Origin of the sequence: Streptomyces antnestii, from assembly GCF_004005495.1 — a bacterium.
Lineage (GTDB): Bacteria > Actinomycetota > Actinomycetes > Streptomycetales > Streptomycetaceae > Streptomyces > Streptomyces antnestii.
The window spans coordinates 278,972-299,268 of sequence record NZ_RZYA01000008.1 but is presented as its reverse complement, the minus strand read 5'-3'; the positions used below and the strand labels follow the sequence as shown (position 1 = coordinate 299,268).

Genomic DNA, 20,297 nt, shown 5'->3' with positions numbered 1-20,297 from the left:
CTCCTGTCAGTGGGATTGGTCGGTGATGAGGGCGGCGCGCAGGTCGTCCTCGGTGATCTGGTCGGCGGGCCGGTGCAGTGTCCAGCGCCGGGCGTCGCCGTCCATCGGCAGGACGGCGACGACGGTCTCGACCGGCGGGCAGCCCGGTTCGGTGCAGGTGAGCTGGCGGACCACGACGGCGCTGTCGTCATCGAGGTCCAGCAACTGCCGTACGGTGTCTTTGAGTTGGCGCATCTTCGGGTCCGGCCCGGCTGGTCCGGGGCGCGCTCCCAGCGGCATTTCGGTTCTCCTTCTTCGCCGGATGGCGGCAATCGGCGCAGATGCCGGTGAGTTCGACGGTGTGCTCGACCGCGGCGAAGCCGGTGTCGGCGGCGACCTTGCCCGCCCACTCCTCGACGACCTCGGAGTCGACCGCGCGGCTGCGCCCGCAGTCACGGCACATCAGGTAATGGCGGTGCCCTCCGGCGGGGCGCGGCCGGTACAGCCGTCCGCCCGCGTCGTCGCGTACGACGTCCACGCTGCCGTCCGCCTCGAGGTCACGCAGCGCGCGGTAGACCGTGGTCAGGCCGATCGTGCCGCCGTCCGAGAGGAGCAGGGCGTGCAACGCCTGTGCCGACACGAAGTCCTGGCAGCCGGAGAGCACCCGCAGGACCGCCTTTCGCTGCCGGGTCGTCCGACTGCCCATGGCGTACCACCCCCTGAAACGCTCGTCGAAGCGGTGTTGCCGCCACCGTAGATGAAAATGAAATCCATGTCCATGTGACCTTCAGTCATGCGTCGTCTTCGGCCGCACGCGGCTTCGGATGCGAGGCATGTGCTGTGCGGTGTGTCCTGCCGTGAGGGATGCGGAGATGGCGACGGGCCGTCGCACCTGGGCGGCAGGTGTGACGGCCCGTCGCGTGCGAAGGCTCAGCGGCATGCCTCTTCGCGGGCCCGCGCCCAGGCGGACTCGCGTAACAGGCGCAGGCCGTTGAGGCCGTCGATGATGGTCGAGCCCTCGTGGCCGAGGACGCCGAGGGGGAGCGGCGGGGTGCCGATGAGATCCCGGACGACCAGGCCGGAGATGAACACGGAGGCGATGACGAGGTTCTGGATCACCAGGCGGCGGGCCCGCCGGGAGAGAGGCACCGCGGCGGGCACGGCGGCCCGTTCGTCGCGCACGATCACTGTGTCCGGTCTGGGGTGTCCATGCCATGCATCGTCCAGACTCCGTCTGGATCCTCGGAGGGGAACAGGGCGAACTTCCCCGTCATGCCGGCGCCGGGCGCGTGCTGATGGGCCCGGCAGATCGTGGAGTCGACGTTGACCACCTAGGTGATCAGCGCGGCCGCGTCCGCATCGCGGTTCCCACTCCAGCGTCTACCGGTCAGACGGGATCGGTGAACGAGATCGGCTTGCCGGTGGCGTGGGTATATGCAATCTCCCTGGCTGTGGACTCGCCGATATACCCACCGGGGTTGACGACCAGAACGCGGTCAGCCAGGTCGATCTTGCGCAGGTGGAGGGCGTCCAGCGCGATCTTCTGCTCGTTGGTGATCAACTCGTCTGCTTCGCCCGGCGCGACGACGATGACGCCTGCGAAGGTCAGATCACGGTTTGCCGCACGCATCTCGTCCACGAAACGTGTGGAGCCGCAGATGCAGACAATCTCGGGTCGGTCGGGCACAGCCAGTCCTTCGGTCGAACGCTGAGTTTGCGCCGGAGGCACGCCTGTCACAGGTTCGCACGAGACACTGACAACCCGGCTCCTCGGGAGCTTTCCATGCCTCGCTCATCGCCGATGGTTCAACCTCGCGGTCGCCCTGCCCTGCTCGCTGCCGCGGTGATACGCGGCCTGTCGATCTGTCACTGGAGGACGGCCAATTGGTGGCACAGCGTCAATATCTCGATCTCCTTGTCAACTTCGCTCATCGGAAGCAGCTGCATGAAGGCGAACACGCTCGACACGGCGAGGTAGGTCAGTCGCAGCAGCACGATCCAGCAGCCTGACACGGCCATCCGGCAACGGTCGGCCACGCACAAGAACACGCAGGTCACGGACCATGGATGGGGTATTCGGGCGTGGTGAGCGAAGCGACACCCGAGATCAGTCCCTGGAAGTAGTGCTCCACCCATCGCCACTGGTCATAGAACCAGGCCGAGTTCTGGAACCTGACAGGGCAGATCACCCGCCTCGACATACGCAGGCGTGAACGCCTGGGCGGCATCCTCCACGAGTGCAAACATGCCTCGTTACCTGGGCGGACGAGGTTTCCGGCAAGGGCAACGCGGCACAGCCGCGAGGGAAAGGTCCATCTGGGCCGAACGCCCCCCAGCCAAGGGCATCCCCGAACCTGGTGTGGGAGCACCTTGACAGGTGACCCAGGCGTCAGGCCAGCACCGATCCCCCGAGCCGATGCACGGCCAGAAGCGCGGCGCGGACGTTGAAGGCGTCCTGGCGCATGTGCGTTTCGGCTCCGGGGTGTGCTCCAGGTTCGGCGCCCTTCGAGCCCAGTCCCGTACGGGCCGGCGCCGTCACCCGGTTCGGCACTGACCCCGCTGTGGTGTTACCCGTGCTGCTTGCCGCCGGGCAGCGCTGCGGGGCCGAGGAAGTGGCAGATCTGCAGGGCGAGTGCGATGTCCATGCGGTCGTGCGTGAGGGTGATGCCGGACGGGTCGAACACTTTGCTCACGCGGTACTTGACGGTGTTGCGATGGACGTTGAGCAGCTCGGCGGTCTTGCCGTAGTTCTCGCCCGTGGTGAAGAAGGTGTGGAGCGTGCGGCGAAGTTCGGCGGCACTGTCGTCGTTGCGGGCGAGCGGGCCGAGCACTTCGCGCACCCACTGCCGAGTCGAGTCCATGTCCTTGGCCAGCAGAGAGACCATGGCCACCCCCGGGTCGCCGAAGCTCACCGCGGCGGGAGTGCGGCCTGCGGAGGCGAGGACGACGGCTTTGGCGGACTGCGCCTGTTCGTGGGTGCGCTTGAAGCCCGCCAGGCCGCGGGCGGGCAGGCCGAGGGCGAGCCGGCAGTCCTTGGCGAGGTGGGTGGTGGCGTCACGTACCGCGTCCATGTCGAGCGAGGGTGGCTTGGATCCGAACGGCAACCACGCCCAGGCCATGCTGGGATCGACTGCGGTGACGATCGGCGGGCCGGAGCAGGAGCAGCCGGCGGCGAGTCTGAGGATGAAGCGTTCGAGGTTGCGGGGGTCGTCCGGGCCGGGCGCCGACTCGGTGCTCCAGACGACGGCCCCGACGTGGAACTGGTCGAGGCGGTAGCCGGTCTCGTGCTCGAAGACGGAGGTGCTGAGAGGGTGCCCGGCGATGAGCTTGTGGATCAGGGAGGACCGCAGGTTCCCCCGGGCACTGATCCAGCGCCTCTTCTCCTTCTCATAGGTATCGAAGACGTACAGGGAGACCCAGTCGATGTACTGGTAGACCACGCCGGAGATGTGGCGCAGCACCTCCAGTTTCAGGTCCGGGTGGCAGTCCAGCCGCTGGAGTTCCGCGAAACACGCCTCGATGAAGTCGTTCTGGCCCATGTGATATGCGCGCACCAGGGAGTGCCCGGGGATGTCGCGCTGTGCGAGGCGCAGGGCGTATTCAGTGGCGGCGGTGGTGGGCTGCAGATGTTCGATGGGTATGTCGTTGGCGAGGATGTGGAGGATGGTCTTCACGTTGGCATCGACGCTGGCCTCCAGTAGCTCGACGAGCCGCTGGTCCTCGTCCAGGTGGCTGATCTCGCGGGCCAGCAGTCGGCTCATGGCCAGGGCGATTTCGCGCTGGCGGTCGTTGAGCCGCCGCGCGGTCTCAGCCACCAGCCGCAGGATTTCCTCATCCGTCCCGATGGTCATCGCACCTCCAGGTGCGCAGGTACCGACCCGACGGCGTCGTAGCCGCACATGCCGTGCACCCCGGTGCAGGGCGGAGTCGCCGAGGAGCGCGGATGAACACCGGGTATCCCGGCAGTGTCCGGGTCGGGAGCGAGGCAGGGCCACACCGGCATCCGGCGCATGGTGTTGGCGCCCGCGCTGATGTCGCCCCCCGCGCCTTTGGGGTTGCAGCGCTCCACCTGAGTCACCGAGCGCACGTGGCGGCGGACGACATGTTCCCGGAAACCGGGTGCGAAGCGCTCGATCCGTCCTATGACGGGGTCCGTGGCATCGCCCCGGTAGCCGTGCGGGACGTGTGCGTGAGCACAGACCGGCTGAGTGTTGCTGACCAAGCGTGACGGGCCGGCCAGATCCTGTTGCCCAACCAGGCCGAAAGGCCGCGTGGGCATCCTCCACCCCATGATCTCGTCCTCGTCGGCCGCAGTCTCCTCGAACGTGCCGCCGAGATGGATCGTGCCGACCACCACGGTCGTGCTCATGCCTTCACACTCGCTTCCTCCGCCACGTGCCCGCCCGCCTGGCCCGCCCCCGACCATTCAACAGGGACGGAGCCGGACCGCCCAGCATCCCTGATTGCTGGGCGACCGCACTGCCGCGCGGGTCATTCGGTCATTCCTTTCGGTCTTGCGTGGAGAACTCGGGTCAGGTCGACGGCCGCCTTCGCCGCGGCGTAGTGCCCGGTCAGCGGTGAGCCGGTGGTCGCCGTGACGGAGCCGATCGTGACGATCGAGCCAACGCCGGGGGCGGTGATCGCCGGCGCCCCCTTCCCCGAGCCGGTGACGATGCCTTGCAGATGGTGGGTCTTGTAGGCGGTGCGTCCTCACCGCGAACGGTTCGTCCGACTGAGGTACCGCAGAGCGGCTTCTGCGGCATGCGCGCCGCACATCCCGTGCGCCCCAGGCCCGGGTGGGGTCGCCGCCGAGCAGAGGTAGTAGCCGGGCAGCCCTACGTCGTAGGGGTTCAGGGTCAGGCGGGGCCCGAACACCAGCTGAGGGATGTTCTTGGCTCCGGTCATGATGTTCCCGCCGACGTAGTTCGCGTTGTACTCGGTGAATCCGGAAGTGCTGCGGACGGCTGTGCCGACGATCCGCTCCCGGAAGCCCGGGGCGAATCGCTCGACCTGGGCGGTGATCGCCTCGGTGGCGTCGCCGGCGTAGCCGTTCGGCACGTGCGCGTAGGTCCACACCGGATGGACGTCGCCGACCGAGCGCTGTGGGTCGGCCAGGTACTGCTGTCCCACCAGCACGAACGGCCGCTCCGGCATCCGTCCGGCACTGATCTCCCGCTCCGTGGCCGCCACCTCGGCGAACGTGCCGCCGAGGTGCACCGTCCCGGCCCGACGCGCCGACTTCGCCGTCCAGGGCACGCCGCCCTCGACAGCGAAGTCGACCTTGAACGCGCCCGGCCCGTGACGGAACTTCCGGTAGGCACGGGCGATGCGGGGCGGCAGCCGGTCACCGAGGATGTCGGCCACCGCGGTGGGCGCGATGTCGAACAGCGTGATGTCCGCGGGCGGTAGCTGGTACGCCGACCGCACCCGGACCCCCGTCTCGATCTTGCCGCCGAGGTCGACGAGCAGTGCCGCCAGCGCGTCGGTGATCGACCGCGAACCGCCTGCGGCGACCGCCCAGCCGTGCCGGTGCCCGGCGGTCAGGATCCCCAGGCCGATGCTGGAGCTCAGCGGCAGGTGCAGCGGCTGGAACGCGTGCGCCGCCACACCTCCGAAGAGGGCCCGAGCCTCCTCCGTGGCGAACGCGCGCGCCAGCATCGAGGCCGGGACCAGGGCGGGGATCCCGAACCGGGCCAGCCGCAGCGGGTGGTGCGGGATCCGCAGAAGCGGGCCCATGATGTCCTCGGCCAGTTCGTCGTAGGCCGCAGCGGGCCCGTCGAACAACCGCCGCCACCGCGCGCCGTCCGCGCCGAGCCCGGCTGCCGTCTGGGCGACGGAGCGGTGCAGGACGCCGGCGGTGCCGCCGTCGAGCGGGTGCACGCAGTCGATCTCCGGGAGCCTCCACTCCAGGCCGTAGCGGCCCAGCTCGAGGCTCTGGAGGAAGGCCGATCCCACGGCCATCGGATGGATGGCCGAGCAGTGGTCGTGCACGAGCCCGGGCAGGATCGCCTCGCTGCTACGCGTGCCGCCGCCGATCTCGTCGGCGGCCTCGAGCACGGTGACCTGCACACCCTCCCTCGCCAGGAGGGCGGCGGCAGCCAACCCGTTGGGTCCGCTGCCAACCACCACGGCCGTGCTCATGCAGGCGTCCTCTGACCGGAGCCCGACGCGTCGCGTCGGTCGTGCTCCGACCTTGCGGCTGCCGCGGACCAGGTGACCTGGGTCGGGATCGGTCCGTTGGGCAGCCACGGCTGCTCGCGGACGGCGTCGGAGACCTTCCACGTACCGCGCTCGATGACCCCGAGGGCGGCGTCGATGACCTTGTAGTGCTGGACCTTGCTGTGGATGGCCTGCGACTCGACCCACACGGTGATCCACTCGCCCGGTGCGAAGCCGACCCGGCTCTGCACGGCGCGGATCAGGTCCTCGTTGTGCAGGTGGCCGTCACCGAAGTTGAATCCGATCAGCGAGTTGCACCCGAACTCCGCCTCGCGCACGGTCCACCGGTCGAGATCGGGGATGTGCTTGATCAGCAGCGAGAGCAGGCCGCGGCCCTGGCTGTGCATCGACCGCCAGGCGATCGTCTGCTGCATCGTGATTTCGGCGACCCGGGCGGGATAGCCCATCGCCTGCAGTTGGTCGATCTGGTTCGTCGTCGGCCGGTGCGCGATCGAGTTGAGCTTGGCCTCCGCGCCCGGGGCAAAGGCCCACAGTGCCGACGCCCAGTTGCCGGCGTACTGGCGCATGGAGGGCAGGAACGACACCAGGTCGGGTCGCAGGTTGCCCAGGATCGGGAAGAACACCAGCCCGGCAGTGATTGCCAGGGTCAGCCACGGCGAGGACATGTCCCCGATGCCGTAGCCCGCCCACGCGGGGAAGCCCCAGAACAGGAACACCGAGGCGGATGCGAAGAGGATGTTCCACTCCAGTGGCACCGCGAGCGGGAAGGTCGAGGTGATGAACAGGTGGAACAGCACCATCAGCGCGACCGCGGCGAGGGTCACATAGGGGTCGGTGGAGAACAGCAGCACCAGCGGGGCGGCGAGCTCAACGACGGTGCCGCCGATGTGCGCCATGGCGCCGGCGACCTTCGACGGGCGGATGTCGCGCGGGAAGTCGCGGTAGTGGGCGCGCTTGAACCACTTGGCCGGAATACAGGGGCTGTTGGAGACCATGGGAGGCACGACGTTGGTGAAGTGCAGTCCGAACTTCGACACGCCCGCGCCGACCCACACGATGACGATCAGCAGCTTGAGCGCGATGATCATGTCAACGAACGGCAGGACCGTGAAGAACACCATCGCCGGCAGGTACTGTTCCCCGCGTGCGGCCAGGAAGATCGTCTTGTCACGCAGCCCGCACACGACCAGCAGCACCATCGGTGCGATCAGCAGTGCCGGATTCGCCAGGCCGGTGGTGCTCTCGGGGAGCACCGCCGACAGCGTGGCGCTCGGGACGCCCGGCTGCACGAGCGCGACCAGGAGGGTCGCGAGCAGACCGACGTAGAGCACGACGTCACCCACCGTGCGCCGGTCACCGCCGGTGAACGGCACGCGTCGCCACGGCCGCAGCCTGATGGTGCCGGGGCGGGCCCAGAACAGGACACCGCCGGTCATCGGCTTGAACTTACCCGCGATCGGCCCCCACGAGCCGGCGAGCCCGAGCGCCTCCAGGAACACCGTCCACAGGACCAGCTTCTGATAGACGATCGGCTCGTTCCACCACTGTGAGACGTCCCAGAACGGGCTGACCCCGGATGTCGATGTCGCCAGGGCGGTGCCGCCCAGCAGGTAGAGGACGAGCAGTTTGACGACGTAGGTGGCGTGGATCATCTTGGGCGAGCCGAAGCCGTATTCCACCCAGTGCAGGGCAAGGGTCTTCATCCGCTCGCGCAGCGGCTTGTCCAGGAACGTTTCGACGTCGACGGGTGGGAAGTTACCTTTTGTGAATCCCATGTGCGGCTCCTTCGGTGACAAGGGGGTACCTGCCGGACCGAGTCGGACCTCGGTTCGTGCGATTTCCGTGAGGGTGGTTATCGGAGCTGCAACGCCCTGCGCAGGGACGGCTTGTCGATCTTGCCTACGGGGTTCTTCGGCAACGCGTCGAGCAGATGGATCTCGACTGGAAGCTTGATCTTGGTGAGGCTCTGCCGACAGTGGACCAGCAGCCCGTCGACCGTCACCGATACGTCGGGGTAGGCCACCACATAGGCGATGGGGACTTCGCCGTACACCGGGTGAGGAGCACCGACCACGGCGGCCTCAAGGACCGCCGGATGGCCGTACAGCACGGACTCGATCTCCTTGGGGTAGAGGTTCTCCCCGCCGCGAATGATCATGTCCTTCACCCGGTCGACAAGCACGAGGCAGCCGTCCTCGTCGACCCGCCCGACATCGCCCGTGCGCAGCCATCCGTCGACGATCGTCGCGGCGGTCTCCTCGGGGCGGTTCAGGTAGCCCCGCATGACGTTCGCGCCACGCACGACGACCTCCCCCACCTCGCCCGGTGGGAGGATCTCGCCCTCCGGCGAAATCGTGGCGATCTGCTGCCCGGGTAGCGCCGGCCCGACCGTACCGAGCTTGCGCACGCCCTCGACGGGGTTGCACGTCGAGACGCAGGTGCCCTCGCTGAGTCCGTAACCCTCGACCATCACGAAGCCGAACCGCTCCTCGCACCGCTCGAGCAACTCCCTCGAGACCGGTGCCGCCCCGCAGATGGCGAACCGCAGCGACGAGGTGTCCGGCACGACCTCGGCCGGGAGCTCGGCCAGCCGCGCATAGATGGTCGGCACGGCCGCGAAGTAGGTGGGCCGGTGCCGCTCGACGGCCTCCAAAAAGGACAGTGGCGCAAATCGCTCCAGCACCGTGAGCTGTCCGCCGGCCAGCATCGAAGACAGGAAGCTCACGCAGATGGCATTGACGTGGAACAGCGGCAGGACCAGCAGGCAGTGGTCGGCATCGGTCAGCCCGAGGTGACCGGACACCATGGAGGCCATCGCCAGCAGATTCGCGTGCTCGAGCATGACGCCCTTGGGGCGGCCGGTCGAACCGCTCGTGTAGATCAGCAGCGCCAGCTCCTCCGGGCGCACCCCGCGGTCGGGCAGCACCCCGGCAGGCTCGGTCCGCAAGGCGTCGACGGCGATCGACGGCAGGCCCACCGTCGACGCCTGGGAGCCGCTGTTGACCACAAGCGCGGCACCCGAGTCGCGCAACTGGTACTCCGACTCGTTGGCGGTGAAGACCGGGTTGATCGGTGTCACGGTCGCGCCCAGGCGCCAGGCCGCGAGCATCACCAGCAGCAGCTCGACCCGGTTGGGCAACATGATGGCGACGACGTCGCCCTCGCCGATCCCACGTTCGGACAACTGCTCCGCGATGGCGTCGGCTCGGCGCGCCACCTCCGCGTACGTCAGCTCGTGGCGGGAGTCGCGCAAGCATGGGCGGGACGCGACCCCGTTAGGTCGTCCCCAGGGCAAGTATCCGATGGTCACCAAAGTCACCTCGTTGTTACGGCGATGTGCGGCTTTGTTGCGTGACCTGGAACGGTAGGGAGATCCCGGCTTCCCGCCCATGTTCAGCGTCGACAAAACACCACCGACGCTTGTGCATCATCGACAGACGGGCCTGGGGAGTCGCTCCACGCCTGGCGCCTCAGGTTCAGGCGTCGCGCGCGCTGACCACGGGAAGCGCGCGCCACGTGAACGACAGGATCGGAGTCCGTGGCGCGAGCTGCCCCAATGCCACCGCAGGATCGCGCTGACAGCCCGCACCGTAGTCGGCGCCGATCCCAACCACCCCGCGAACTCCCGTCGGTGCCCCCCGATTCGGGCCCCCGCACATGGTGAGCGTGTCCACGCCACGGCCCCCGGACCCCGCTGACCTCGCGGCACCGACGTCGGGAACGACCACCGGTACCTGCCGACTTCCGAACACCGGTCATCTCTTCAGCGCCAGGCCGGGCCGCCCCAGCCGCGCTGCCACGGCGTGCGCTCAGCCGCTGCGGGTCGCCCTCGGGTGCCCCTTGCTCCGTTTTCGTCGATGGCTGTACCTGGGCAGCACTCAGCCCCGCAAACCCCGGCGGATGTCAGGCCGACCGCGAGACCCTCGGTGGAGAACTCCAGCAGCTGGTCGTCGGCCTGACCTCCGGCGGGGTCGCGACAGCCGTGGTGATGATCAGCCCCTTGATGTGCTCATCGCCGACGTCAGGGTGACTACGTGCTTCAGTTCCAGCCGGGAACCGGTGGGAGTGGCCACCTTGGCGGCGTCGGCAGCGGGAGGTCCGAGTGGAGCTGCAGGTCTGTGCGGCGTCCGGCGAGCCAGGCGAGAAGGGTGTGGCCCGGGCCGGTGACGGTGGGGCCGGTCGCGGAGAGCGTCCAGGATCGGTCGAGGTCCTCGGCCTTGATGCGGGCTACTGGGAAGTGATGGGCCGCCAGCGCGGTCAGCGTGTCGTCGAGCGCCCAGGTGACGTAGTCGGCGGGCCAGTTGGCGGTGGTGTAGTCAAGGTTCAGGTCGGCGTGGTGGGTTTCGAGTTCGCGTCGGCAGCGGCGAAGGGTGAACCAGGCCGGGTGCTGCCAGCCTGCGAGCGCGGTGACCAGGACGGTCCAGCGTTCGGCGGGCATGGACGCCGCCTCGTCGAGCAGTCCGTCCAGGCTGGTGCGCAGGTCTGCGACGAGTTCGGTGCCCTTGCGCCCGGCGCCTGCATGCAGCGCGCGGTCCAGCGTGGCGGTGTCGGCCCGGGGGCCGGGCTCGGTGCCGGTCCGGGCCAGGGTCAGCAGCCAGCGGTAGACGTCCGCGCTACGGGCGAGGTGGGTGAGGACGTGGCCGCGGCTCCAGCCGGGCAGCGCTGACGGTTCTCGGGCCTGGAGGTTGGTCAGCGGGGCGAGAGTGGCGGTGAGGCGTGCGGCGGAGTTGCGGACGCCGTCGAGGACGAGCGCGACCTCGGCCGGGGAGACAGCGATGTTGTCGGGCACGGGCCCGTACTCTACGGTCCGTCTGCGAGCAGGACACCGACGGCTGCGATGCCCTCGGTGATGGCGCGCTCGCTCACGTTGCCGAAGCCGGGGAAGAGTTGCGCGGGTGCAGCGGCTCGCCAGGCGCGGCATGCGCTCACGCCGTACAGGCCGATGGAGTGAGTGAGCCTTTTTGGATGCGGATGTAGCCCCAGGTGGGATTGTCGCGGGCGAGTTGTTGGATCAGGACCACGAGCGTGGCTCCAGTGGCGGCCGTCCCGGCCCTTGTTGCGGGTATGCCCATGTGCGGGAAACCAGCTCGCGGTGCCAGGACAGCAAAGTGGCTGGGGTGACGATCCGGTGCCGGCGCAGCTGCTCGTGGGGGAGCCGCCGGGTTGGAGCGGCGATCACCACCCGGTCCGCCCACGACAGTCTCGGTCGCTACACGGGCGGCTGCCTGTGTGCCGCTACGGCGACGGAGTCGGCCTCCTGCGCCGGGCGAATCGACGCCCGGCTACCCAGAGGTTGATCAGGAACAGCACTGATCCGGCTATGGGCCAGCCCACCGAACCATCGCCGCGGTAGGTCTCGATGCCCACCACCAACAGCATCGAGCCGACCGCCACGCCCATCAGGTCGAGGAGGACGTCTGCCTGCCTCACGATCTTCGAAAGGTTGACCACGGCTTGATGGTGACAGGTGACCCGCTCGCCGCCAAGGCGAGTCTCTGTCGCGACCTGCACGTCTGCCGCGCGATCGGCGGAGCGACTGTGACCGGGAGCTGCTGACACATTGTCAAGATCTGCTGTCAGAGGCCAGGCAAGATCACGATCTACGGCTGGAGCACCAGTGCCGTCCCATCCTCGGAACTCTTCTGCCGGCCCAGCAAGGAAGACGTCAAGACGGTCACCGGCCCAGGTCCTCACCATGACCTCGATCGTCACCGACTCGCCTTGAGCCTTCACCACGAAGTCGAGCATCAAGTCGTCACGCTCTTCCGGGAAGGAGCGTCGTCCTCCGCCATCATGTGCGCAGGCTCCGGGTACGAAACCCGCCGCGACCTGGGGTTTTGCGTTCCTTGATGGACGTCCATCTTCGGCGGCACAGAACACAGTTTCAGCACCGTCATTCCGTTGGCTGTTCATGGACGGATGGCGGCCGCGGGGGTGGCAGAATACGGCGTACAGCCCGACTCGTCTGCCCGCGAGATATCCGCAGGCGCTGCGGGCAGGATGGCGAAGCCATCGCGGAGACTTTAGGTAAAACCTTCGGAAATACTCTGTCAAAGGTGGCATGTTCGTAGGCGCGGGTGCTGACTGTATGTTTGACCGGACCCACCGCAATCCGGTGGGTTCATGATGTTATGGGGAGTCAGCATGGAAATCACCGAACAGCAACGAAAAGAACTCGCCGCCTTCCTTAGAAGCCGACGCGAACGACTCACACCGGACGCCGTCGGCATCAAGAATTCATATGGGCGCCGCCGCACTCCGGGCCTACGGCGGGAAGAGCTCGCCCAGCTCGCTGGGGTGAGCGTGACCTGGTACACGTGGCTCGAACAGGCCCGGAAGATCAGGGTGTCGAGCCAGGTCCTGAACGGTCTCGCGCGTGCCCTGCAACTCGATACGACGGAGACTGGGCATCTGTTCCGCCTTGCCGGCGAGTTAGCTCCGGGGCTACCGGAACCGTGTTCACGGGACGGTATTCCCGAGCAGTATCTGACGTTCCTCGAATTCCAGGATCCACTGCCGGCCTTCATCGTCAACCATCGCTTTGATGTATTGGCCTGGAACCATGGGTTCTGCGCACTGTTCCCCTATTTCGAAACCCTCGAGCAATACCGGCGCAACACCCTCGTGATGATTTTCGACGAGCGGGCCAGGGAAATGCACCCGAACTGGGAACAGGACGCTCTCGAGGCGGCCGCGCTGTTCCGCGCCCAGGCCGCTGACCAACTCGCCCACCCCGCATACGCGAAGTTGATCGACGATCTGCAGGGCGAATACCCGGAATTCCGGGAATTGTGGAAGCGGCTCGACCTCGCGCCGTCCGTCCCTTCCGTGCGGTGCTTCGACCATCCCACCCTGGGGCGGATCGAACTCGGCTACGTGAAGCTGCGGCTCGCCGGCGCGGACGCGACCCTCGTCGTCTACCAGCCCGTCCTGGACAGCCACTTGATCGCGCGTTTCCGCGACCTGGTCGAGGAGCGGATCGGGGTGCGGCTCCGGTCGGCCGGGGGTTCAGTCGGACGCCCGAACCGACAGAGCGTGCCGGAAGACGTCCTGCGGATCCCAGACGGCCTTGACCCGCTGGAGCCGGGCGTAATTCCCTTTGAAGTACAGCGCGTGCCAGGGAACGCCTGAAGTGTTCCAGCGGGGATCGGCCAGATCCACGTCCGGATGGTTGATGTATGAGCCGTCGGTGCGTGCGTCGGAGACGGGCACGCCGCCCGTCTCCGCGTACAACTCTTCGGAACAGCGGCTCGGCCTCCGCGGTGGAGTACGGCCGGCGCAGATGGGCCCGCTTGCTCTTGGAGCGTGTCAGCTCCCCGCGGTTCTCCACGTCCCGCTGGGTGGCCCGAAGCCACGGCATGGCGGCGTGGGTGACCCGGCGCTGAGTGCGCACCCCGGCGCCGACCGCCGTGATGTACTCCTCGAGTCGCCTGCGGGCGCCGGGCTCCGAACCGTCCAGATGGGCGGTGAGCGTGATCCGGCCCACCACACGCTGGTTGAGGTGGAGCGCGCTGTAGAGGCTCGCGTACGCCGGATCGGTTTTGTCCTCCTGGCGGTGCCAGCCGCCATGGTTGCGGACGAGCCGTGCGAAGTCCTGCTCGCCCAGCGACTCCCAGGGCCACTCGGCGGTGGTGAAGAGGACCGTCTCCGGGGGCCTCGGCAGCAGGTCCTGCGGGGCGTCTGCCGCAGCCTGCGGCGAGCGGAACCAATGTCGCGTCACCACACCGAAGTTGCCGGCGCCCGCGCCGATGCCGAAGGCCCGCCGCCCTGGGTCGTACGTGACGTCATTCAGCTCAGACAGGTCTACGAGCGTGCGTACCGCGGGATCATTCACCAGGCCTTCCAGACCGTGGCCGCCGCCGCGCACTGCGAGCCGGGATCCGGCGCGGACAGCAGCGGTGACTGCCCGGCGCACGTCGTCAGCGGAGCGCGGCACGTGAACGCGGTCCGGGCGGCCGGCGAAGCGGGTGTTGCGCGAGCGCGTGGTCAGGGAGAGGCAGCGGGGGTCGGCCCGGTTGATCGGGGCCACGCTCTGCGCGGGGACCGACAGCGTCGCGGGCGCGCCGGGAGTGGACGTGCCGGGAGCGGATATTGGCGGCCCGTCGGCCCACGGGATCACCGCGAGCACGGCGGCCGCTGCGGTCACCAGGGCGGTGAGCAGCCGTCTGCGGTCGACCGCGTCGCCCAGTGACACAAGGGCGAACAGGCCCAGTGCGTAGCCGGCCTGGGTGGCGAAGACGGACGACGTGAGCGAGCCGGGCGCACGGCGCAGGGAGGCCGCGAGCTCGGGCAGGATCGGCTGGAGGTAGCAGAGGTTAGAGGCCAGAGGTTGGCCACACACAGTCCGCAGGCGGCCGCGAGCGGCAGCACGGTGAGCCGGCCGGCCCGCGGCCGCGGCGGCGCGACGGGCCCCGCAAGACCCGTCGCGCCGCCGCGTGCCGCCTCGCTCACAGCGTGCCGCCACCATCGACGTGCAGCACCGCGCCGGTCACGAAGGTGTTCTGCAGCAGGTGGAGCACCGACGCCGCGACATCGTCAGGTTGTCCGACGCGGCCCACCGGCGTGCCCTGCGCGGTCTGCTCGAACAGGCCCGCGCGGGCGTCGTCGGGCAGGAAGGACCACAGCGGGGTGTCGATCAGACCGCCGACGACGACGTTGACGCGCACCGGCGCGAGCTCGACGGCGAGGGAGCGGCCCATGCCGCCGATGCCCGCGTTGGCCGCGGCGGTCGCACTCATGTCGGCGTACGACTTGAAGCCCGCTGCACCGGCGATCAGCACGATCGATCCCTCGCCGGAGATCTTCTTCCCGGCGTGTCGGACGCTCAGGAGCTGGCCGACGATCTTGGTGTCGAGGGCGGCGCGCACGGCGTCGAGGGAAACGTCGTAGACGGAGCCGACGGCCATGTCGCCGGGGCAGACGACGAGGTGGTCGAGGGAGTCGATGTCCGCGAAGAAGGCGCGCACGCTCTCCTCGTCGGTCACGTCCACGACACCGGTGGTGATGCCGTCGATCTCCTTGACGGTCTGCTCCAGCTTGTCCTGGGAGCGGGAGCCGACGACGACCTGGGCGCCGGCTGCCGAGGCCTGGCGAGCCACCGCCTTGCCGATGCCGGATGAGCCGCCGATCACCACGACGCGGGCGCCGGACAGTGAATCGGGCAATGCGGGGGAGTTGGGGGAAACGGGGGAAACGGGGGAAACGGGGGAAACGGGGGAAACGGGGGAAGTGGACAAGGTCGTCTCCTGGTCACGAGCGAATGAGTGCCGTCGGCCGGGACGAAGGTGAAGCTGGCGACCCGGCCGGAAATGACGCTGTCAGCTCGCGCGAAGGGCAGGGAGGCGAGGAATCATGCTAGTTGGAACACCACCTGGTTAGGCGTTCGCGGGCGCGCCACCATGGGTTGTCGTCGGGTGCATCGGCCTGCCCCGGCGTTATGGCAGTCGACAACCCGCGGCGGCTCCTCTCCCGGATCGCCGCGTCCCTCCCCACCCACACGCGCCCGGAGGTGCGGGATGCCGCTTGAGCCCAGGCAAGAACTGGGGGCCGATCTGCTCATCGACGAGGACCAGGTCAAGTGCTGGGTGGAGACCGTTCCCCCCGGCGAGCAGCGGCCCGCGCACACCCACCGCCACCCTTGGGTGACAGTCGTGCTCTCCGGGGCGCACGGTGAATCCCTGGACGAGAACGGTGAGTTGATCAAAACGGTGACGCTGGAGACGGGACAGGTGGGTGCACAACCGCGGCGAGTCCCTGCCCATGCGGCACTGCGGCACTACGTTCGCAACCTCTCCGACCAGACCTTCGTCATGGTCGCCATCGAACTCCGCACGCCCACGGCGCCGGAGGAAGGACCGAGTTCATGAGCCGACACGAGCGTCGAGCAGAGCAGAGCGGCGAAGGACAGCAGCGGCCGGGCGCACCCGCCCTGATCACCGGCGCCACCTCCGGCCTCGGCCGCAGCCTCGCGCGGGCCCTCGCTGCCCGCGGCTGGACCGTTCTGGTGCATGGCAGGGACGAGAGCAGGTGCGCCGCGGTTGTTGAGGAACTGCGCACGGCGGGCGGCACGGCCTCCCCTTACCTCGCCGACCTGTCCTCGCTGGGGGAGGCAGCCGAACTCGGCAGAAGGGTGGCCGCCGAGCATTCCTCGTTGGGGCTGCTCGTGAACAACGCGGGCGTGGGCGCGGGCCGCGACGCGCGCCGCCGCGCGGTGAGTCGCGACGGTTACGAACTGCGGTTCGCCGTCAACTACTTGGCACCGGTCGTCCTTACCCACGCACTGCGTACCCCGCTGCGCGCTGCCGGCTCGGCCCAGGTGCTCAACATCGGGTCGATCGGGCAGAGCCCCGTGGACCCGGACGACGTCCAGTTCACCCGGCGCTACGACGGCATGGAGGCGTACACGCGCAGCAAGTTCGCGCTCGCCGCCTTCACGTTCACCATCGCCGAGGAGTACGCGTGCGACGGCATCCGGGTCAACTGCGTGCACCCCGCGAGCTACATGGACACCACGATGGTCACCGAAGCGGGGGTGCGCCCCTGGTCCTCCGTGGAGGAAGGGACCAAGGCCGTGTTGCACGCCATTGACGAGGGCGTGCGGGGCTCGAGCGGCCAGTACTACAACGCGAGTCGCCGGGCGAAGGCGCACCGCCTCGCCTACGCCGCCGAGACCCAGCGCCGGCTCACCTCGCTCACCGACCAGCTCATCGCTCCCACACAGGACGCAGGCGGCACGGTCTGGTGAGCGGCGGACACCGAACAGCAGCACGCCACGATCCACCGGATCGGGGCGTGCTGCTGTTCGGTCTGCACGCCACGGGCGTGCTCAACAGCTGATCGCGCGGGATGTGAAGCCGGTTTTCAGGCTCGTGTTTTTCTCTTCCCGCTTCTTGACAGCGCCCTCTCGCTACCCGCAGGATCACTCCCGTGAACCTGTCAGACAGCCAGACAGGTGGGGGGACACTGCGGCGCGTCAGCGCCATGGAAGCGGTGCTGACCCACCTCCGCGGCGCCATCGAGCGCGGCGAGTACGCCATCGGCGACAAGCTTCCTTCCGAGGCGGAGCTGTGCCGCAGCCTGGAGATCAGCCGGCCTGTGCTGCGGGAGGCCCTGCGGGCCCTGCAGACCATGGGCCTGACTGTCTCCAAGACCGGCAAGGGCACCTTCGTCGTCGCCAACACCGTCGAGGACCCCACCTTCGGCGACTACGCGGCCAGCGACCTGCTCGAAGTGCGCCGCCATGTCGAGATCCCCGTAGCCGGGTACGCAGCCACACGCCGCAGCCCGGAGGACCTCGACCACCTGGCCCATCTCCTGGACCGGATGGAGCGGGAGACCGATACCACCGCGTGGGTTGCGATGGACACGCTCTTCCACCTCGCGGTCGCCGAGGCGTCCCAGAATCCGGTCTTCCGCCGGGTCATCGAGGGGATCCGGGACGCACTGGCCCGCCAGTCGGCCTTCCTGAACGAACTCGGCGGCAGGCGCGAGCAGTCCAACCGCGAGCACCGGGCGATCGTCGAGGCGCTGATCGACGGCAGCGAACACGACGCGGTCGAGGCGATGTCCCATCATCTCGACCGCGTGGAGACCACCCTCACCGACATCGTGCGCCCCGCGCGCACGGACACCCCCACGGAAGGCGGACCCGAGGCGTGAGCGAGCAGTCCCTCCAACAGGAGGCCACATCCACCGCGAAACCGGCCGCGCACGTCGACGCCGGAGACGCCGGCTACAGCAAGTCGCTGAAGTCCCGCCACGTCAACATGATCGCCATCGGCGGGGCCATCGGCACCGGCCTCTTCCTCGGTGCCGGAGGTCGCCTCGCCGACGCCGGCCCCTCGCTGTTCGTCGCCTACGCGGTCTGCGGCCTCTTCGCGTTCCTGGTCGTCCGAGCGCTGGGCGAACTCGTCCTGTACCGGCCGTCGTCCGGCGCCTTCGTTTCGTACGCCCGTGAGTTCCTCGGCGAGAAGGGCGCGTACGTCGCGGGCTGGATGTACTTCCTCAACTGGGCCACCACCGGCATCGCCGACATCACCGCTGTGGCCGTCTACACCCACTACTGGGGCATGTTCTCCGACATCCCGCAGTGGGTGATCGCGCTTCTCGCGCTCGCCGTCGTCCTCACCGTGAACCTGATATCGGTGAAGATGTTCGGCGAGCTGGAGTTCTGGTTCGCGATCATCAAGGTGAGCGCGCTCGTCGTCTTCATGCTCATCGGCATCTTCCTGCTGGTCACCCAGCACCCGGTTGACGGTCACGCCCCCGGTCCGTCCCTGATCACCGACAACGGCGGCATCTTCCCCAACGGTCTGCTGCCGATGCTGCTGATCATCCAGGGCGTCGTCTTCGCCTACGCCTCCGTCGAGCTGGTCGGCGTCGCCGCGGGCGAGACCGAGAACCCCGAGAAGATCATGCCGAAGGCCATCAACTCCATCATGTGGCGCGTCGGTCTCTTCTATGTCGGCTCCGTCGTCCTCCTGTCGATGCTGCTGCCGTGGAGCAAGTACAGCGCGGCCCAGAGCCCATTCGTCACCGTGCTGTCGAACATCGGCATCCCGGCGGCGGGCGGCGTGATGAACCTCGTCGTCCTCACCGCGGCCATGTCGTCGCTCAACTCCGGCCTGTACTCCACCGGCCGCATCCTGCGCTCCATGGCGGTGTCCGGCTCGGCACCGAGGTTCACCGGCGTGATGAGCCGCAGTCAGGTCCCGTACGGCGGCATCCTCCTCACCAGCGGCATCTGCGTTCTCGGCGTCGGCCTCAACTTCGTCGTCCCCGCCGAGGCGTTCGAGATCGTGCTGAACTTCGCCGCGATCGGCATCCTCGCCACGTGGGGCATGATCATGCTCTGTCACGTGATGTTCTGGCGGAAGACACAGAACGGCGAGCTGTCCAGGCCGAGTTACCGTCTGCCGGGTTCGCCGTGGACCGAGATCGTGACCATCGGCTTCCTCGTCTCCGTGCTCGGGCTGATGTACGCCGACGGGGGAGCGGGCCGGACGACCGTGCTGTGTCTGCCGCTGATCGCGGCGGCGCTCGTGGCGGGATGGTACGGAGTGCGTCGCCGGGTTGCAGGGATACGCGACGGGGCGGACACGTGAACGAGGCAGTGATGTGCGGCAGTGCGCCGCCTGCCTCGGCCCCCGTGGTCCGAGAGCCCCTCCACGCCCCGGTCGCCCATCTCGTACGTGGCGGTGTCATCGAAGGCATCCACTACGGGTCGGTGGTCGTCCTGGCCGCTGACGGAAGGGTGGCACTGCAGATCGGTGACATCGAGGCCGCCTTCTATCCGCGCTCGGCGCTCAAGCCCGTACAGGCCGTGGCGATGCTGCGGGCCGGGCTCCCTCTCGACGGCGAGCTGCTCTCACTCACCGCGGCCAGCCACTCCGGCGAGGAACGGCACCTCGCCGGCACCCGGCGCATCCTCGAACTGGCAGGTGTCACCGACGACCACCTGCGCAATGTGCCCGACCTGCCGTTCGACCCGGTCGTCCGCGATGCCTGGGTGCGCGAGGGGCGCCTGCCCTCCCGGTTGGCCCAGAACTGCTCCGGCAAGCACGCGGCCATGCTCTACACAGCCAAGCTCAACGGCTGGTCCCTCGACGACTATCTCGACCCCGGGCACCCGCTCCAGCAGGCGATCGCGGAGACCGTCGAGGACCTCACCGGACAGCGTATTTCCCAGGTGACCGTCGACGGCTGCGGCGCACCCCTGTTCTCCGTCGCCCTGCACGGCCTCGCCCGTGCCGCCGCCCGCATCACCACCGCCGCGCCCGGCACCCCCGAGGCGCGCGTGGCGGACGCGATGCGCGAGCACGCCGAGATGGCTTCAGGTTCCGGCCGCGACGTAGCCGCGCTGATGCGGGCCGTGCCCGGGCTGCTCACCAAGGACGGCTTCGAGGGCGTGCAGGTCGCCGCGCTGCCGGACGGCCGGGCCGCCGCCGTGAAGATCGCTGACGGCGCCAACCGCGCGCGCATCCCCGTGGCCGCGGCCGCCCTCGCCCGGGCCGGGGTCGACCCGGCGGCGCTCGCCGAGTTCGCGGGGGAGCCGCTGCTCGGCGGTGGCAAGGCGGTCGGCAGCGTCCGGCCGGTCCGCGCGCTCGCCCCGCTCACTCCGCTCACCCCGTAACCCACGT

General features: G+C 68.7%; 19 protein-coding genes and 4 pseudogenes. 6 read left to right on the top strand and 17 right to left on the bottom strand.

Going from position 1 to position 20,297, the window contains the following annotated elements; translation table 11 throughout:
• Positions 1–6: 6 nt before the first annotated feature.
• The 14 genes and pseudogenes from EOT10_RS42055 to EOT10_RS42050 form a co-directional block, all read right to left on the bottom strand.
• Entirely contained in the window at positions 7–204 is a 198-nt protein-coding gene (locus EOT10_RS42055) for a hypothetical protein (RefSeq protein WP_223281090.1), read from the bottom strand.
• Positions 188–685, bottom strand: coding sequence for a Fur family transcriptional regulator (locus EOT10_RS19535; RefSeq protein ID WP_223281089.1), 498 nt, complete (start codon positions 683–685; stop codon positions 188–190). Before EOT10_RS19535 ends, EOT10_RS42055 begins: the two co-directional genes overlap by 17 nt.
• Before the next feature lie 224 nt (positions 686–909).
• Positions 910–1,173 (bottom strand): annotated as a pseudogene (locus tag EOT10_RS19530) (heavy metal translocating P-type ATPase); the annotation flags it as partial.
• A gap of 193 nt (positions 1,174–1,366) precedes the next feature.
• The gene (locus tag EOT10_RS19520) at positions 1,367–1,666 is read right to left on the bottom strand and encodes a hypothetical protein (RefSeq protein WP_127829498.1); all 300 of its coding nucleotides are present in this window, start codon (positions 1,664–1,666) and stop codon (positions 1,367–1,369) included.
• Between the two features lie 179 nt (positions 1,667–1,845).
• Positions 1,846–2,037, bottom strand: a complete 192-nt coding sequence (locus EOT10_RS19515; RefSeq protein ID WP_127829497.1) for a hypothetical protein — start codon at positions 2,035–2,037, stop codon at positions 1,846–1,848.
• 509 nt (positions 2,038–2,546) lie between these two features.
• Entirely contained in the window at positions 2,547–3,794 is a 1,248-nt protein-coding gene (locus EOT10_RS19505) for a PucR family transcriptional regulator (protein ID WP_223281088.1), read from the bottom strand.
• Between the two features lie 32 nt (positions 3,795–3,826).
• A complete protein-coding gene (locus EOT10_RS19500; protein WP_127829495.1) occupies positions 3,827–4,348 on the bottom strand; it encodes a phytoene desaturase family protein in 522 nt (173 codons plus the stop codon).
• Between the two features lie 122 nt (positions 4,349–4,470).
• Positions 4,471–4,653, bottom strand: a complete 183-nt coding sequence (locus EOT10_RS19495) for an SDR family NAD(P)-dependent oxidoreductase (RefSeq protein ID WP_223281103.1) — start codon at positions 4,651–4,653, stop codon at positions 4,471–4,473.
• A gap of 36 nt (positions 4,654–4,689) precedes the next feature.
• Positions 4,690–6,120 carry a phytoene desaturase family protein gene (locus tag EOT10_RS19490; RefSeq protein WP_127829494.1) on the bottom strand — a complete coding sequence of 477 codons (1,431 nt, stop codon included), beginning with the start codon at positions 6,118–6,120 and terminating at the stop codon, positions 4,690–4,692.
• Entirely contained in the window at positions 6,117–7,934 is a 1,818-nt protein-coding gene (locus EOT10_RS19485; RefSeq protein WP_127829493.1) for a DUF3556 domain-containing protein, read from the bottom strand. The genes EOT10_RS19490 and EOT10_RS19485 overlap by 4 nt, the downstream gene beginning before the upstream one ends.
• Before the next feature lie 77 nt (positions 7,935–8,011).
• Positions 8,012–9,565: a class I adenylate-forming enzyme family protein gene (locus EOT10_RS19480; protein ID WP_223281087.1), complete on the bottom strand. Its 1,554-nt coding sequence runs from the start codon at positions 9,563–9,565 to the stop codon at positions 8,012–8,014.
• A 633-nt stretch (positions 9,566–10,198) separates the two neighbouring features.
• Positions 10,199–10,948: a maleylpyruvate isomerase family mycothiol-dependent enzyme gene (locus tag EOT10_RS19475; RefSeq protein WP_223281086.1), complete on the bottom strand. Its 750-nt coding sequence runs from the start codon at positions 10,946–10,948 to the stop codon at positions 10,199–10,201.
• An 11-nt stretch (positions 10,949–10,959) separates the two neighbouring features.
• Positions 10,960–11,088: a hypothetical protein gene (locus EOT10_RS42630; RefSeq protein WP_262985424.1), complete on the bottom strand. Its 129-nt coding sequence runs from the start codon at positions 11,086–11,088 to the stop codon at positions 10,960–10,962.
• Positions 11,089–11,394: 306 nt separating this feature from the next.
• Positions 11,395–12,072 carry a DUF6228 family protein gene (locus EOT10_RS42050; RefSeq protein ID WP_223281085.1) on the bottom strand — a complete coding sequence of 226 codons (678 nt, stop codon included), beginning with the start codon at positions 12,070–12,072 and terminating at the stop codon, positions 11,395–11,397.
• Between the two features lie 210 nt (positions 12,073–12,282).
• On the opposite strand from EOT10_RS42050, the pseudogene EOT10_RS19465 reads away from it, so the two are divergent.
• Positions 12,283–13,074: pseudogene (locus EOT10_RS19465) on the top strand (helix-turn-helix transcriptional regulator); the annotation flags it as partial.
• A 93-nt stretch (positions 13,075–13,167) separates the two neighbouring features.
• Here EOT10_RS19465 and EOT10_RS42045 read toward each other — a convergent pair.
• The 3 genes and pseudogenes from EOT10_RS42045 to EOT10_RS19455 all read right to left on the bottom strand — a co-directional run.
• Positions 13,168–13,395, bottom strand: a pseudogene (locus EOT10_RS42045) (BBE domain-containing protein); the annotation flags it as partial.
• A gap of 508 nt (positions 13,396–13,903) precedes the next feature.
• Positions 13,904–14,626 (bottom strand): annotated as a pseudogene (locus EOT10_RS42040) (FAD-binding protein); the annotation flags it as partial.
• Entirely contained in the window at positions 14,607–15,323 is a 717-nt protein-coding gene (locus EOT10_RS19455; RefSeq protein ID WP_189491784.1) for an SDR family oxidoreductase, read from the bottom strand. The gene EOT10_RS19455 and the pseudogene EOT10_RS42040, both read right to left, overlap by 20 nt.
• A 351-nt stretch (positions 15,324–15,674) precedes the next feature.
• Here EOT10_RS19455 and EOT10_RS19445 point away from each other — a divergent pair, with 351 nt between their 5' ends.
• The 5 genes from EOT10_RS19445 to EOT10_RS19425 all read left to right on the top strand — a co-directional run bounded on the left by EOT10_RS19445 (position 15,675) and on the right by EOT10_RS19425 (position 20,290).
• Complete coding sequence (locus tag EOT10_RS19445; protein WP_127829490.1) at positions 15,675–16,025, top strand: cupin domain-containing protein; 351 nt, start codon at positions 15,675–15,677, stop codon at positions 16,023–16,025.
• Complete coding sequence (locus EOT10_RS19440) at positions 16,022–16,903, top strand: SDR family NAD(P)-dependent oxidoreductase (protein WP_127829489.1); 882 nt, start codon at positions 16,022–16,024, stop codon at positions 16,901–16,903. Before EOT10_RS19445 ends, EOT10_RS19440 begins: the two co-directional genes overlap by 4 nt.
• Positions 16,904–17,139: 236 nt before the next feature.
• The gene (locus tag EOT10_RS19435) at positions 17,140–17,817 is read left to right on the top strand and encodes a FadR/GntR family transcriptional regulator (RefSeq protein ID WP_127829566.1); all 678 of its coding nucleotides are present in this window, start codon (positions 17,140–17,142) and stop codon (positions 17,815–17,817) included.
• Positions 17,814–19,262: an amino acid permease gene (locus EOT10_RS19430; RefSeq protein WP_127829488.1), complete on the top strand. Its 1,449-nt coding sequence runs from the start codon at positions 17,814–17,816 to the stop codon at positions 19,260–19,262. The genes EOT10_RS19435 and EOT10_RS19430 overlap by 4 nt, the downstream gene beginning before the upstream one ends.
• A gap of 11 nt (positions 19,263–19,273) precedes the next feature.
• Positions 19,274–20,290 carry an asparaginase gene (locus tag EOT10_RS19425; protein ID WP_127829565.1) on the top strand — a complete coding sequence of 339 codons (1,017 nt, stop codon included), beginning with the start codon at positions 19,274–19,276 and terminating at the stop codon, positions 20,288–20,290.
• The last annotated feature ends 7 nt before the right edge of the window (positions 20,291–20,297 follow it).